Origin of the sequence: Paenibacillus ihbetae (genome assembly GCF_002741055.1) — a bacterium.
In the GTDB taxonomy this organism is placed as follows: domain Bacteria; phylum Bacillota; class Bacilli; order Paenibacillales; family Paenibacillaceae; genus Paenibacillus_AQ; species Paenibacillus_AQ ihbetae.
Genome location: NZ_CP016809.1, coordinates 6102854 through 6117451 on the forward strand (window position 1 = coordinate 6102854; position 14598 = coordinate 6117451).

The window sequence follows — 14598 nt, forward strand, 5'->3', positions numbered from 1 at the left end:
CCGTTCCCAGTAATGACCACCAACTCCTTCAAATGGTGAGCATCGAGGCCTTTATATCCCGAACTTATTGATTTATCAGCAGATCTGATAACTGCTATAAGAACATTCGAATTGACCGTTCCCCTTAGCTATGATAGGTTCAGAGGAGTAATAAAATTAATTGTATCGTATTAGTAGGAATTAAAATCGGATGCTTTTGCGAGGTGGATATTGTTGGAACTTCAAGTAACGAACAGCCCTTTCAACCAGGAGCAGGTTGATCTGTTGAACCGTTTGCTGCCGACATTGACGGAAGCGCAGAGAACCTGGCTCAGCGGCTATATTACAGCTCTCCAAAGTACGGCAGCAGCACTGGCTATTCCTGCTGCTGCAGCGCAAGCGACGGTCTCGGTCAGCGCGGCTTCTGCGCCGAAGGAAATCACCGTACTATTTGGCTCTCAGACCGGCAACTGTCATGGATTGGCGAAGAAGCTCACCAAGAAGCTCGAGGAGAGCGGGATGAAGGTCACGCTGTCATCCATGAGCGACTTCAAACCGAACAATCTAAAGAAGCTGCAGCATCTCCTCATTCTCGTGAGTACGCACGGAGAGGGAGAACCGCCGGATAATGCGATACCTTTCTACGAATTCCTCCACAGCAAGCGGGCGCCGCAATTGGACGGTTTGCAGTATTCCGTGTTGGCGCTGGGAGATACCTCGTATGAGTTTTTCTGTCAGACCGGAAAGGATTTTGACAAGCGGCTCGAAGAATTGGGCGGACAACGGCTGGCGCCGAGAGTGGACTGCGACGTAGATTTTGATGAACCGGCATCCGAGTGGATGGCTCAAGTTCTTCAATCCCTGAATCAGTCCAGCGGGCTTGCGGCTGCTTCCGGTGAAGCTGCTGCGCTAGCTCTGAGCGAGAGTACGGAATCGGAATATTCGAGAAGCAATCCGTTTCAAGCTGAAGTGCTGGAGAACCTGAACTTGAACGGCCGGGGTTCGCAGCGGGAGACCCGCCATATCGAAATATCCCTGGAAGGCTCCAGCCTCCAATATGAACCGGGGGACAGCCTGGGGATCTACCCGGAAAATCATCCGGTGCTGGTGGATGAGCTGATTTCGGCCATGGGATGGAATGCGGACGAAGAGGTTGTGGTTAACAAGAACGGCGAGGTGCGCAAGCTTCGCGATGCCCTGCTGCGTCATTATGAGATTACCGTGCTGACTAAGCCTTTGATTGAACAAGTGGCGAAGCTGACGGGCCATGAAGGGCTGAAGGGCCTGCTCGAGCCAGGCCACGAACAGGAGCTGCGAAATTACATTCAAGAACGCGACCTGCTGGATCTGGTTCAGGACTACGGACTGCGGGAAGTGCCTGCGCGTGATTTTGTAGGGGTGCTGCGCAAAATTCCGGCACGCCTGTACTCGATTTCGAGCAGTCCGAAGGCATATCCGGACGAGGTTCATATTACGGTCCGATCCGTCCGTTATGAGGCGCATGGACGGAACCGTTACGGCGTTTGCTCGGTTCAATTAGCCGAGCGGCTGGAAGCCGGCGATTTGCTGCCGGTGTATATTCAGCATAACCCGAACTTCAAGCTGCCGGCGGATCCGGATACACCGATTATTATGATCGGACCGGGTACGGGCGTTGCTCCGTTCCGGGCATTCCTTGGGGAACGCGAGGAGACCGGCGCCTCCGGGAAATCATGGCTGTTTTATGGGGATCAGCATTTCGCAACGGACTTCCTGTACCAGATCGAGTGGCAGCGCTGGCTGAAGGAAGGAGTGCTGACCCGGATGGACGTCGCCTTTTCCCGAGATACCGAGGAGAAGGTATATGTGCAGCACCGCATGCTGGAGAACAGCAAAGAGCTATATCAGTGGCTGCAAGAGGGAGCCTGCGTCTATGTATGCGGAGATGAGAAGAAGATGGCTCATGACGTGCATGCCGCGCTTGGCACCATTCTGGAGCAGGAAGGCGGTTTAAGCCCGGAAGAGGCCACGGAATACCTTACCCTTATGCAGCAACAGAAACGTTATCAGCGGGACGTCTATTAAATCTTGAACGGATTCCCGTGATTGCGAGAGGAGAGCAGGGACATGTCTGACAATAATTTATTATCACCGAATAGTGCACCGCATAGCGATGTAGAAGATATTAAGCGCCGAAGCAACTATCTGCGAGGCAGTCTGGTCGAGACGCTTCAGGACCGTATCACGGGCTCCATCCCGGAGGATGATAACCGGCTCATGAAGTTCCACGGCAGCTACATGCAGGATGATCGGGATTTGCGGAATGAGCGCCATAAGCAAAAGCTCGAGCCTGCCTATCAATTCATGCTTCGCGTTAGGGCCGCCGGAGGCGTGGTGACGCCGGAGCAATGGCTGATGATGGATCGGGTCGCCCGGAAGTATGCCAACGGGACGATCCGGCTGACTACCCGCCAATCGTTCCAGCTTCACGGCGTGCTTAAGTGGAATATGAAAAGCACAATCCAGGAAGTAAACGCTGCGATGCTGAGCACGCTGGCTGCATGCGGTGACGTGAACCGGAACGTCATGCTGAATCCGAATCCATATCAATCCGAGGTTCACTCGGAGGTCTACGAATGGGCTCGCAAGATCAGCAACCATCTGGACCCCCGCACGCGGGCATATCACGAAATTTGGCTCGATGGGGAAAAGGTCGTCGACAGCCGCGAGGATGAAGAGCAGGAGCCGATTTACGGCAAAGTCTATTTGCCGCGTAAATTCAAGATTGGCATCGCCGTTCCGCCTTCGAACGACGTCGACGTGTTCTCGCAGGATCTGGGGTTGATCGCGATTGTGGAAGACGGGAAGCTCCAGGGCTTCAATGTAACGGTTGGCGGCGGCATGGGAATGTCGCACGGGGACCCGCTGACTTATCCGCAGGTCGGAAAGCTGATCGGCTTCTGTAAACCGGAGCAGGTTATCGATGTTGCGGAGAAGACGGTCACGATTCAGAGGGATTACGGCGATCGGGCCGTGCGAAAGCATGCCAGATTCAAGTATACCATCGATGACCGCGGAATCGGCTGGTTCGTAGGCGAGCTGAGCAGCCGGCTCGGCTGGGAGCTGGAGGAGGCGCGTCCGTTCCATTTTGACCATAACGGTGACCGCTATGGCTGGGTTAAAGGCAGCAATGGACGTTGGCACTACACCCTCTTTATCCAGAACGGCCGGGTGAAGGACGAACCGGATTATTTGCTGATGACAGGTTTGCGGGAAATTGCCAACATTCATAACGGCGATTTCCGTCTTACGGCGAACCAGAATCTGATCATTGCCAATGTCAGCAGCCATAAGAAGAAAAAGATCGAGGATCTCATCCAAACCTACGGACTGACGGACGGCAAGCACGGCTCTTCGCTCCGCCGAAATTCCATGGCCTGCGTGGCTCTGCCAACCTGCGGCCTCGCAATGGCGGAGTCCGAACGCTATCTGCCTTCGCTGCTGGATAAAATCGAACCGATGCTTGCGGAGCACGGACTGCAAGAAGAGGATATCGTCATTCGCATGACCGGGTGCCCGAACGGCTGTGCACGACCGATGCTTGCGGAGATTGCATTCATCGGCAAAGCACCTGGCAAATACAATATGTACTTGGGCGGAGGCTTTTCCGGTCATCGTCTGAACAAGCTGTATAAAGAGAACATCGGGGAAGCGGAAATATTGGATTCCCTTCGTCCGATCATTGCCCATTATGCCAAAGAGCGGCACGATGGCGAGCATTTCGGCGATTTTGTCATTCGGGCAGGCTATGTGCAGGAGGTACTGGACGGCCGGCAGTTCCACGCATAATCCGTTGAGAAAAATAGGAAGAGCCTCACCCTTCTGAGCAGGGTGAGGCTTATTAATTATTTCGGTTAGGGCTGCCCTTGGAAACCGCGTTTCGTTTCAATAACGGAACCAAGAATAAGGCGCCAAGAAGGAATAGAATACAGCTGATCGAGTAGACGGCAACCAAGGAGAAGACTCCCTTCAACGTACCGCCCAGCGACATGCCGATGACCATCATGCCCATGAACATAGGCGTGAGAATGCCGCCTACCCGGCCGATAAAAGAGCTTTCGGTATTTTTCAGGATCAGCGTATTGATGCCGATGTGGATGCACGGGTAGAAAAAACCGTTCACGACTTGAAGCAGCAGCGTTAGCGGGATATTGGTAGAAAAGCCGATCCCCATTGTTCCAATGGCGCTGACGGCAAGCCCAGCGGCCAGTAAAGCTTGAGGGGAGACCTTCTTCGCCAACCACATAACGAATCCGCCGCCCACGAGCATAGCTGCACCATTCGCCGTCAGCAGCCATTGAAGAAACGCTTTGTCCTTCCCCAGATTCTCGATCGTGACGAACAGCAATAAGGGCTGGATCAGGCCTGCCGCCAGCCCGGCGGCAGTAAACGCCGCGCCAAGAGATCGCAAAGCGGGCCGATTCCAGACATAACGAAACCCTTCCGTCAACTCGCGTTTAAAATCTGGTTTATGAGCTGGCTGAGCGCTCTTCTCGTCTCTTGGCAGACGGGACAGAAACAGCGCGGATCCGCTGAATAACGCGCCCGTAACGACCAGTGATATTTCGATGCCGTACCGTTGGTAGACGAATGCCCCAGCGATCGGACCGATGACCATAAAGAAAGCAACCAATGATTGGAACATCGCCATCAACGATTGAAGCTGCTCCTCCGGTACATGACGTTTAAACAGCTTCATCGTGGAGGGCTGCGAGAATTGGGAGACGATAGCTGAGAAAAAGGTTAGTCCAAGCAAAGCCTGCCATGATCCGAAGTGAACGGCGATCAATACGAGAAATACGGAAAGGGCGGACAGCATATCAGCCCCGAGCATCGTTCGTTTGGGCTGCCAGCGGTCGGCAAACGTTCCCCCGATAATCGCAAAGAGGAAGATTGGCGCATATTCCGCTACGGATATCAGCGACACGTACAGCGGGTCATTTTGGGTCAAATCCGTGACGTATAGCAATATCGCGAAGTTACGGACCCAAATGCCCAGGTTGAGAAACACCCGCGACAGCATAATGACGCGGACATAGGGATTGTTAAACACGGAATTAGGGCTCCTTTCTAAGGCTATCGTATAAATCAAGCTAAATACGTAATCAAACAAACGAATGCGCAAAACGATGTTCATTACATAGACATAATAATAAAATGTCTATAAAATAACAAGTGTTTATTTTTCCGTGTTTATGATGCTGCAGAGGAATAGGCGTATGCTTCGGCATATTATCGTTCGTGCAGGCTATGTGCAGGAGGTACTGGACGGCCTGCAGCTTCACGCCTAAACGTACAGGTAGACGAAATAAGAGCCACTCCCTTGATGATAGGGGTGGCTCTTTGATTTATGTCTGTTTACAGGGCCGTGCTCAAGCCGGGATCCTTGAAATAATCCAACAAGAACTCGCGAAACGTGCTGGCGGCCAGAGACAGATATTGTTTGTTATGCCAGACCAGCCGGTAATCTCGCCTGCACTGCGGTTCCGTGATCGGAATCAGCGTAAGCCTACTGTCTTGAGCGCTTCTGCATCCGTACAAGGCGACTCCGATCCCCGCCCGAACCAGGCTGGCAACCGCCGGCGGCTCATCCACCCTGCATACATACTTTGGACGGATTCCCGCTTCTCGAAAGTACTGATCATACATCTTTTGAAAAATAAAATCTTCTTTATAACCGATAAACGATTCCCCGCTAAGCTCGGACAACCGGACACTCGTTCGATCCGACAGCCGGTGCCCCGCCGGTACCGCTAAATAGATGTCTTCGCTCAGCACGGTAACCTGGGACAAAAAGGGCTGCTCCAGGGCTATTGCAGTAAAGCACATATCGGCCCGCCCGTCTTCCACCAGTTGGATCATTTCATCCGGACTGACCTGGGAGATCTTGAAGTTCACGTCAGGATATCGTTCAATAAATCGGCTGAGCGGATCGGACAGCAGGTCGAGCGTAGAGGTTGCCAAGTGGATGCTTCCTTGCTCGAGACCTGCCAGCTCCAGAACCTCCTTCTGACCTTCCTCAAGCAGCCGCAGTGCGCGATCCACCTTGTCTAAATATAGTTTACCGAATGCATTTAATCGAATCCGTCCGCCGTAACGATCAAAAAGAGGGACGCCGACATCGGCTTCCAGCCTTGCAATCGTCTTGCTAAGAGCAGGCTGAGCGATGTGCAGCTCCTGTGAGGCTCTCGTCATATGTTCCATTTTGGCGACTGTCTGAAAATAACGCAGCTGGAGCAGTTCCATCTTCATCCCCCTATATACTGAAGTATATGATCAACATGTTAGGATATATATTTCAGTTTATTCCAGAAGCCATATAAAATACAAGTGAAACAGAGTTATTCCTCTATTTATCGGGGATTCCATTTAAGTCAGGAGTGGTATGCATGGAGAAACGGTCAATCAAGTCACCCACGGACCGCCTCATGGTCTTAGTGGCCCTCACCCTTGCCGTTACGGTTATGAATGCAACGATGTTCAACATTGTGCTTCCAGAGATCCGGCATGAATTCAAGCTAAGCATGTCAGAGGTCAGTTGGGTGAGCACCACATATTTGCTGGTGTTTGCGGTCGGCAGCGTAGTGTACGGCAAACTCGCAGATGCTTGCCGGTTAAAATCCCTGATTACGTTTGGATTCATTACCTTTGCGGCGGGCTCGCTGGTCGGGATGCTGTCGGTATCCTATGGCATGGTCATTGCCGGGCGGATGCTGCAAGCCGCAGGCGCGGCTGTAATCCCTGCTGTATCAGGAATAATCCCTGTTCGTTATGTTCCATCATCCACGAGGGGGAGAGCCCTGGGGATTACGATGACGGGCGGCGCTGTCGGCAGCGCCGCAGGCCCCGCGTTGGCAGCCCTGCTGTCGAGCGTTGTGCATTGGCGGCTATTGTTCCTGCTGCCTGTGCTGACCCTGCTGTTATTGCCGCTTTACTACAAATATTTACAGGATGATCGGCAAGGCCGCAAGGTAAGGATGGATTGGCTTGGAGGAGGATTGCTTGCCGGGACGATTGCCATGCTCCTGCTGTTCGTAACGTCGGTTGCACCATGGACATTCATTGGCTTCGTGTTGCTTATGGCGGCTCTGCTCCTGAGAATAACGAGAGCTGAAGAACCTTTTATCAGTCCCCGGCTTTTTTCGAATAGGCGTTATGCGCTGGGCCTGGGTATTGTCTTTATGACAACCGGCATCGGCTACTCGCTGGCATTTCTGACACCGACCCTGCTGTCCGAATTGCATGGGATGGGAGACGGCAGGGCCGGTTGGGTGCTGGTACCCGCTGCCGTCCTCGCAGCGTTTTTAAGCAAGACGGGAGGGCGCACGGCGGATCGCAAGGGCAACAGCTTTCTGTTTTTCTTAGCATCGACGCTATACATGATCTGCTTCTTGATGATGTCTTCATTTTCAATGGGTGCGCAGATTTTCATCGCCTTGTTCCTAATCTTTGGTACGGTAGGCCAGGCGTTCATGTCGATCTCGCTTACCAAAACCGTATCGCTGGCCCTACCGAAGGATCAAAGCGGTGTTGGCCTGGGGCTGATGTCGATGCTGAATTTTGTTTCAGGGGCTGTTTTTGCCAGCCTGTACGGAAGAATGGTGGACCAAGGAATCGGTTCCGCCTGGAACCCTTTGATGGGAGAGAAAGGCGATGAAGCCGATACCTTCAGCAACATTTATTTGCTGCTGGCCGTGTTGATGATGGCGGTCGTCATGATCTATGCTGCAGGGTTCATGCGGCGGTCGAAGAAGCTTCAGAATGCTTCCTCTACAGGGTGAAAGTCCAGGTGCGGAAAGGGCGAAGGAAGCTATGTCTGTCAAAATTGATTTCGTATAAAGGAGAGGTTATATATGAAAGCCATGGCTGTATCCACTTTCGGTCCTCCGGAAGTCTTAACCCTGATGGAAATGGAGAACCCATCCGCAGGTCCCGGCACCGTGCGAGTTCGGGTGAAAGCTGCCGGCGTGATGCCCTTTGATTGCCGTGTACGGGAAGGAACGATATCCTATGTCCGCAATCAGCCGTTTCCCATTATTCCGGGGAATGAATTTGCCGGCATCATTGATCAAGTGGGCGAGGGGGTGAAAGGGTTCAAGGCCGGTATGGAGGTGCTAGGCTTCTCCCTATTCAACAGCTATGCGGAGTATATCGTAGTCAGTGCAGACCAAATCGTAAAGAAGCCGCCGTATATGCCGTGGGATATTGCAGGAAGTTTATCCGGCAACGGCCAAGGAGCGCATATGGCACTGAAGGCGATCGGCATCGGGCATGGCGATACCGTGATCATCCATGGCGCGGCAGGGGGATTCGGCACATGGGCCTGCCAGCTGGCTAAGCGCTGGGGGGCCAAGGTCGTCATCGGTACGGCTAGCGAAGCAAACCATGACTATTTGCGTTTACTCGGCGTCATCCCCGTCCATTACGGGGAAGGACTTGTGGAACGGGTACGCGCGATTGCACCCCAGGGCGTTGATGCTGCACTTGATGCCGCAGGAGCCGAGGCGCTCAGGGCTTCGGTAGAGCTTGTTCCGGATAGGAAAAGGATACGGACATTGGTAGCCGGGGAGCTCGCTGGCGAGCTTGGCATACCTGCGCTTGAGGGAACGCGAACCGCAGACAGGCTCCAAGAGCTGACCGATCTGTATGAGGAAGGGGCCGTTCGAATCCTTATTCGCCAATCTTATCCTCTGGCAATGGCGCAGGAGGCGCATCGTCTGGTGGAGACCGGTCATGGACGTGGAAAAGTGGTATTAACTTTATAAGCCAAGCTGAGACTTTTACGAATGGAAGCCGCGATGATCGCGGCTTTTTCATGTCTTAAGCCAGTCACTGCCGGAACTGATACCAGACCCAGGCTTCATCATGTATATTTAATAGCAGAGCGTATTCATTAGAATTATATGAAAGCGCTATCCGTAGTTTATACAATCTCAGAATTTATAGGACATTAGGAGGAATCCGCATGAAAGTGCTGATTGCAGATGATGACGTTTACACGAGGGAAGGGCTTGTGGAGTCCATTGACTGGGAGGATTGCCTTCGCGGTAACGAGCAAGTAACACGGGACCACCAAATTAAAAAGCGCACCCGGAACATTTAATAGCTTTGAGAATTCTTGAATTTTTCAGGGGAAATCCCCTCTAATCGTTTGAAAACCGTACAAAAATAGCTGGCGTGCTCAAAACCGGCCATACCGGCAATCTCTTGGATTTTAAGCTGCGGCTCCAAGACCATGAGCTCTTTGCTTAATTGAATACGCTCCCGGTTTACGTATTCCATTGGCCTTAAATTGAAAGCTTTTTTGAACAGCAGACATAAATATTGCGGGGTAACTCCAGCCTGTTGAGCCAAGAGATCGATCGATAGCGGAAGCTGACAATATTCCTTAATGTATCGAATGACGGGCTGCAGCCGCTCGAAATGCTGATGCCGGGTATGCTGCTTGGCCTGGGTTTGCATGGGGATATCCAGGAGCAGAGCGTAAAGCAGCTTGGAGCATTCCACGCTGGCATGGCTATCGCTTGAGCCGGCACTCTCAATGATGCTTGAGAAATCCGCCTGCATCTTAACCGGGTCCAGCATCGTAAACACGCCCGATTTCGTAATTCCGGCCTGGGCCAGAAGCGGACCGCATAGACTGCCCTCCATGGATATGAACATCAGCTGCCAAGGCTCCTGGACGGCGTGATAGCGGTGCGGAACATCCGGGAACAGGCAAATGGCCTGCCCCGCTTTGGCAGAATAGACATTGTCATCCGCATGGAGAGCTCCTTCACCCGACAAGATCATGAGCCACTGGTAGGATGCGAAGCCGTCAGGCCTATGAACGGGCTCCTGATGGTTCCATTGCCCCGCCGACGTTAGGTATACGGGAAGACGTTTGTCCGATTCACTCAGATGGCAGAAGTGGATAATATCCATAGAAGTCGGCACCTCGGTTTCAAATATTTAAATCATGCTGAATATCCTTTAATGGAAAAAAGAAAATTCATCACTCTATAATGTGAATATAATTATAACAGAAATGGAGTGAACGGAATTTGGGAAAGACGAAATGGACCTACAGCCCGCCAGCGAACGGTTATCCCGAATGGAATAATAACCCTGAAATTTATCAATTGAATCGCATGGATGCCCATGCCACGCTCATTACATATGACACTTTAGAGGAAGCCATAGAAGGAAAGCTTGAGGATTCCCGAAGCTACATGAGTTTAAACGGAGCGTGGCAATTTGCTTGGGCGGAAAATCCGGAAAAGCGGATCAAGGATTTCTATAAACCAGACTATGATGCTTCGAGCTGGAAAGAGATTACCGTCCCCGGGCATTGGCAGCTTCAAGGCTACGATTACCCTCAGTATACCAATGTCCGTTATCCCTGGGTCGAGCAGGAGGATTTGAAGGCGCCTTACGCGCCGACGAAATATAATCCCGTCGGTTCCTATATAAGAACGTTCGCTGTTCCGGACGATTGGAGCGGCCAGCCTGTCTTTATCAGCTTTCAGGGCGTTGAATCGGCATTCTATGTTTGGCTGAACGGAGAGATGGTTGGATACAGCGAGGATTCCTTTACGCCCGCCGAATTTGATCTTACCCCATACCTGGTGCAGGGTGAGAATAAACTCGCCGTCGAGGTATACCGCTGGAGCGATGCAAGCTGGCTGGAGGATCAGGATTTCTGGCGAATGAGCGGCATATTCCGAGACGTGTACCTTTATACGGCGCCGGATGCCCATATTTACGATTTCAAGGCACTCCCTGAGCTGGATGGCGATTACAAGAATGGTTCTCTGAGCGTAGCCTTGCGAATCAATAATTATAGCGAACAGCATCATGGGGATCTGGCGCTGGAAATGCAGTTGTTTGATGACAATCGGCAGCCGGTGTGGAGCAATGTCGTATCGGAAGTCCTCACGCTCGGCTCCGACAAGGAGCAGACGATTACCATATCGGGCCAGGTTGATTCTCCAAAGCGATGGAGCGCGGAATATCCGAATCTGTATACGCTGGTCGTTTGTTTGAAAAATGAACGAAACGAGCCCGTTCAATACGTAAGCTGCAAAATAGGCTTTCGCCGGTTCGAGATTCAAGACGGGCTGATGAAGATTAACGGGCAGACGGTGGAATTCAAGGGCGTCAACCGCCATGAATTTTCCCCGCTGAAGGGCCGCGCGATCGGCATCGAAGAGATGCTGAAGGATATCAAGCTGATGAAGGAGCATAACATCAACGCCGTCCGGACCTCTCATTATCCGAATCACCCCAAATGGTATGATCTTTGCGATGAGTATGGCTTGTACGTGATAGATGAAGTGAATCTTGAAACCCACGGAACCTGGCGTTACGGGCAGAAAGAGGAAGAGGATACGATTCCCGGGAGCAAGCCGGAATGGCTCGGCAACGTGCTGGACCGCTCAAAGTCGATGTATGAACGGGATAAAAATCATCCGTCGATCGTGATCTGGTCATTAGGCAACGAATCGTTCGGCGGCGACAATTTTCTGCACATGCACCGTTACTTTAAAGAAACGGATCCTTCCCGCATCGTGCACTACGAGGGCGTGTTCCACGATCGCCGGTCGGATGCGGCTTCCGATATCGAAAGCCATATGTACACGAGGCTCGATTATATCGAGACCTATGCCCGAAGCAACCCGTCCAAACCGTTCATCCTGTGCGAGTACAGCCATGCTATGGGCAACTCCTGCGGGGGATTAAGCGCGTACTGGGAGCTGTTCGACCGGTATCCGGTGCTTCAGGGAGGGTTTATCTGGGATTGGATCGATCAAGCCATTCTTACCCGCAACCAAGACGGCAAGGAGTACTTGGCTTATGGCGGAGATTTCGGCGAATCGCCGCATGACGGCACCTTCTGCGGCAATGGCCTCATCTTTGCGGATCGAACCGTGTCGCCGAAGATCGCTGAAGTGAAAAAATGCTATCAAAGCGTCCGATTTGACGGAAGCAAGCTATCGGAAGGCCGCTTGAGCATAACGAACAAGTATCTGTTTACGGATCTTTCGGAATTTGATTTTGTATGGAATCTCATGCGTAACGGCGATCCGGTCGCGGAAGGAAGACGCGTGATTCCTTGCGCGCCGGGGAACGTCATCCAGGTTGACGTCACGGACATCCTAAAGCATGCGGAAGCTGGATCGGCCGGCGACGAATACATCGCAACCTTCGGATTTCAGTTGAAAGAAGGCACGACATGGGCTGAACGGGGGCATGAGGTTGCCTTCGGACAGTTTGTGCTTCCGGCCGTTCAGAAGCCTCGAGTGAACGCGATTTCTGGAGGGAAGCCGGTACAGGTGGACGAGAATGAGGATCAGCTTTCCGTAAAAGGGGAGGAGTTCGCGGTTGTCTTTGATACGAACACGGGGGAACTGGTTTCTTACGCGGCTGCAGGCGTAGAGCTTATCGCTGTGCCGCTCCGTCCGAACTTCTGGCGGGCCATGGTGGATAATGACCGCGGGAACAATCTGGAGGAGCGCAGCGGAATATGGCGCGCAGCCAGCATGGAGCGGAGGCTGCTCGAGTCGTCCTATCGTGCAGCTCCGGCTTCTGCAGATGTCAGGGTGCGCTATGCATTGCCGACCGTACCGGAGTCCAGCTGTACCCTGGAATACAGCATTCAAGGCGACGGAACGATGGATGTGCGGATGCGGCTCACACCCGGCGAGGGCTTGCCGGAAATCCCGGAAGTCGGCTTACTGTTTGCAATGGAAGGCTCGTTCGATCTAATCAAGTGGTACGGAAAGGGCCCGTTTGAAAATTATTCCGACCGGAACAGCGGAGCGAAGATCGGTAAATATGAAGGACTCGTCAAAGATCAATGGGTTCCATATTTGCGGCCGCAGGAATGCGGAAACAAGACGGAAGTTCGATGGGCATCGGTGGAGAACAAAGCCGGAACGGGCTTCTTGTTCGAAGGTAACACCAGGTTCGAATTTAATGCGCTGCCGTATACGCCGTCCGAAATCGAGGCGAGCGATCATGCCTATAAGCTGCCGGCTTCCGACAAAACCGTTATCCGGCTCATGGCGGAGCAAATGGGCGTCGGCGGTGACGACAGCTGGGGAGCAAAGCCTCATCCGGAGCATATCCTGTACGCGAACCGGGAATACAGCCTGGCACTAACATTAAAAGTCTTCGGAAAGTAATTTGAAGTATATCGTTCTTTATTTAAAGGAACGAGCGAAGAACCACCGAACCATAAAAATTAGAAGCGGCCGTTTCCCGCTTAGGAGAAACGGTCGCTTCCTTATTGGAAGGTGGGAGATGAGTGAAGAGTTACCGGCTTGCAACGCCGCATTCGAACCCCTACTGAGCATCGTTTCAGGCTAGCCGGGCAAGTTGCCGGGCTTCTTCATGTTTACGGGTTATTCGAGAATACGGAGTTGCTCGTGTATTGGATTTTCCAATGTTTTTTATTCGAAAATTGCAACGGATCTTGTAAAAGTGCAATAGGACAAATGCCGATGGCTATCTACACTAACAGGAGGGTGAATCGTAAACAGCGGCAAAGGACAAGAAATCAACATTTTGTGGCTCGATTTGCAAACTTCTCAAGCCGGGCAGAAACTACACTGATAGTAAATAACGAACATCAGTTTTCGTACAGAAGGAAGGTTATTATCCGTGTTATACGAGCTACTTTACGTCCTATTGACCAGTTTGGTATCGGACGCAGCTTCGGGATGACCGAAAGGCTGCTATCCTTTTACATCCCCTGTTTCTTCGCTCTTAACTTGTTCATATTCTCTAATAGAGATATAATGGACGAGGGTATTTGTTGAATACCGGCTACAGATTCAATGATGAAAGAGAGCGGAAAAGTATGGGCCGTAAATGGAATAATATTAAAGAGAAGAAAGCATCCAAGGATGCGAATACAAGTCGCGTGTATGCGAAGTTCGGCGTTGAAATTTATGTCGCCGCGAAGAAGGGTGAGCCGGATCCAGAATCCAACCGTGCACTGAAGGTCGTTCTGGAGCGTGCCAAAACATATAACGTGCCGAAAGCTATCATTGACCGTGCGCTCGAGAAAGCCAAAGGCAGCGGCGATGAGAACTATGAGGAGCTTCGTTATGAAGGCTTCGGGCCGAATGGCTCCATGATCATTGTCGATGCGCTGACGAACAATGTGAATCGTACAGCTTCCGCTGTACGCGCAGCGTTCAATAAAAACGGCGGCAATATGGGTGTCAGCGGATCGGTTACGTATATGTTCGATGAAACAGCCGTATTCGGCGTAGAGGGCAAAACTTCCGAGGAGGTTATGGACCTCCTGCTTGAAGCGGACCTGGACGTCCGTGACATTATTGAAGAGGATCAGGCTGTTATCGTTTATGCAGAGCCGGATCAATTCCATGCGGTTCAGGAAGCGTTCAAGAATGCAGGAGTAACCGAGTTTACGGTCGCCGAGCTGACGATGCTGGCGCAAAACTTCGTCACCTTGCCGGAAGATGGCGTAGCCCAGTTCGAGAAGCTGATCGATGCGTTGGAAGACCTCGAAGACGTCCAGCAGGTGTATCATAACGTGGAGTTTGAAGATTAGGATACAAGATTCCTTTT

At 52.0% G+C, this 14598-nt stretch carries 10 protein-coding genes; 7 read left to right on the forward strand and 3 right to left on the reverse strand.

Features of this window, described 5'->3' with window-relative positions; all coding sequences use genetic code 11:
• Window positions 1-213 precede the first annotated feature (213 nt).
• Both BBD41_RS27395 and cysI read left to right on the forward strand, forming a co-directional pair.
• Window positions 214-2043, forward strand: coding sequence for an assimilatory sulfite reductase (NADPH) flavoprotein subunit (locus tag BBD41_RS27395; protein ID WP_099479818.1), 1830 nt, complete (start codon window positions 214-216; stop codon window positions 2041-2043).
• 42 nt (window positions 2044-2085) lie between these two features.
• Complete coding sequence (gene cysI / locus BBD41_RS27400) at window positions 2086-3807, forward strand: assimilatory sulfite reductase (NADPH) hemoprotein subunit (RefSeq protein ID WP_099479820.1); 1722 nt, start codon at window positions 2086-2088, stop codon at window positions 3805-3807.
• 52 nt (window positions 3808-3859) lie between these two features.
• Here the strand turns inward: cysI and BBD41_RS27405 are convergent, their stop codons facing one another.
• Window positions 3860-5071 carry an MFS transporter gene (locus tag BBD41_RS27405; protein ID WP_077566691.1) on the reverse strand — a complete coding sequence of 404 codons (1212 nt, stop codon included), beginning with the start codon at window positions 5069-5071 and terminating at the stop codon, window positions 3860-3862.
• Window positions 5072-5376: 305 nt separating this feature from the next.
• A complete protein-coding gene (locus tag BBD41_RS27410) occupies window positions 5377-6264 on the reverse strand; it encodes a LysR family transcriptional regulator (RefSeq protein WP_099479822.1) in 888 nt (295 codons plus the stop codon).
• 143 nt (window positions 6265-6407) lie between these two features.
• On the opposite strand from BBD41_RS27410, the gene BBD41_RS27415 reads away from it, so the two are divergent.
• From BBD41_RS27415 to BBD41_RS29875, 3 genes are all read left to right on the forward strand, one after another.
• Window positions 6408-7799, forward strand: a complete 1392-nt coding sequence (locus tag BBD41_RS27415) for an MFS transporter (protein WP_077566689.1) — start codon at window positions 6408-6410, stop codon at window positions 7797-7799.
• Between the two features lie 72 nt (window positions 7800-7871).
• On the forward strand, window positions 7872-8783 hold the full coding sequence (locus BBD41_RS27420; protein WP_099479824.1) for an NADP-dependent oxidoreductase: 912 nt from the start codon (window positions 7872-7874) through the stop codon (window positions 8781-8783).
• Between the two features lie 200 nt (window positions 8784-8983).
• On the forward strand, window positions 8984-9121 hold the full coding sequence (locus tag BBD41_RS29875) for a hypothetical protein (protein ID WP_157929342.1): 138 nt from the start codon (window positions 8984-8986) through the stop codon (window positions 9119-9121).
• Here the strand turns inward: BBD41_RS29875 and BBD41_RS27425 are convergent.
• A complete protein-coding gene (locus BBD41_RS27425) occupies window positions 9118-9942 on the reverse strand; it encodes an AraC family transcriptional regulator (protein WP_099479826.1) in 825 nt (274 codons plus the stop codon). The genes BBD41_RS29875 and BBD41_RS27425 overlap by 4 nt on opposite strands.
• Window positions 9943-10061: 119 nt before the next feature.
• Between BBD41_RS27425 and lacZ the strand changes: the two genes are divergently transcribed.
• Both lacZ and BBD41_RS27440 read left to right on the forward strand, forming a co-directional pair.
• On the forward strand, window positions 10062-13184 hold the full coding sequence (lacZ, locus tag BBD41_RS27430) for a beta-galactosidase, LacZ type (RefSeq protein WP_099479828.1): 3123 nt from the start codon (window positions 10062-10064) through the stop codon (window positions 13182-13184).
• A 677-nt stretch (window positions 13185-13861) separates the two neighbouring features.
• On the forward strand, window positions 13862-14581 hold the full coding sequence (locus BBD41_RS27440) for a YebC/PmpR family DNA-binding transcriptional regulator (protein ID WP_028407082.1): 720 nt from the start codon (window positions 13862-13864) through the stop codon (window positions 14579-14581).
• Window positions 14582-14598: the final 17 nt, after the last annotated feature.

Bases quoted from the DNA above. Each gene is read 5' to 3' on its own strand.
- cysI (WP_099479820.1), top strand. From the start codon at position 2,086: ATGTCTGACAATAATTTATTATCACCGAATAGTGCACCGCATAGCGAT.
- BBD41_RS27420 (WP_099479824.1), top strand. From the start codon at position 7,872: ATGAAAGCCATGGCTGTATCCACTTTCGGTCCTCCGGAAGTCTTAACC.
- BBD41_RS27440 (WP_028407082.1), top strand. From the start codon at position 13,862: ATGGGCCGTAAATGGAATAATATTAAAGAGAAGAAAGCATCCAAGGAT.
- BBD41_RS29875 (WP_157929342.1), top strand. From the start codon at position 8,984: ATGAAAGTGCTGATTGCAGATGATGACGTTTACACGAGGGAAGGGCTT.
- BBD41_RS27410 (WP_099479822.1), bottom strand. From the start codon at position 6,264: ATGGAACTGCTCCAGCTGCGTTATTTTCAGACAGTCGCCAAAATGGAA.
- BBD41_RS27415 (WP_077566689.1), top strand. From the start codon at position 6,408: ATGGAGAAACGGTCAATCAAGTCACCCACGGACCGCCTCATGGTCTTA.
- BBD41_RS27425 (WP_099479826.1), bottom strand. From the start codon at position 9,942: ATGGATATTATCCACTTCTGCCATCTGAGTGAATCGGACAAACGTCTT.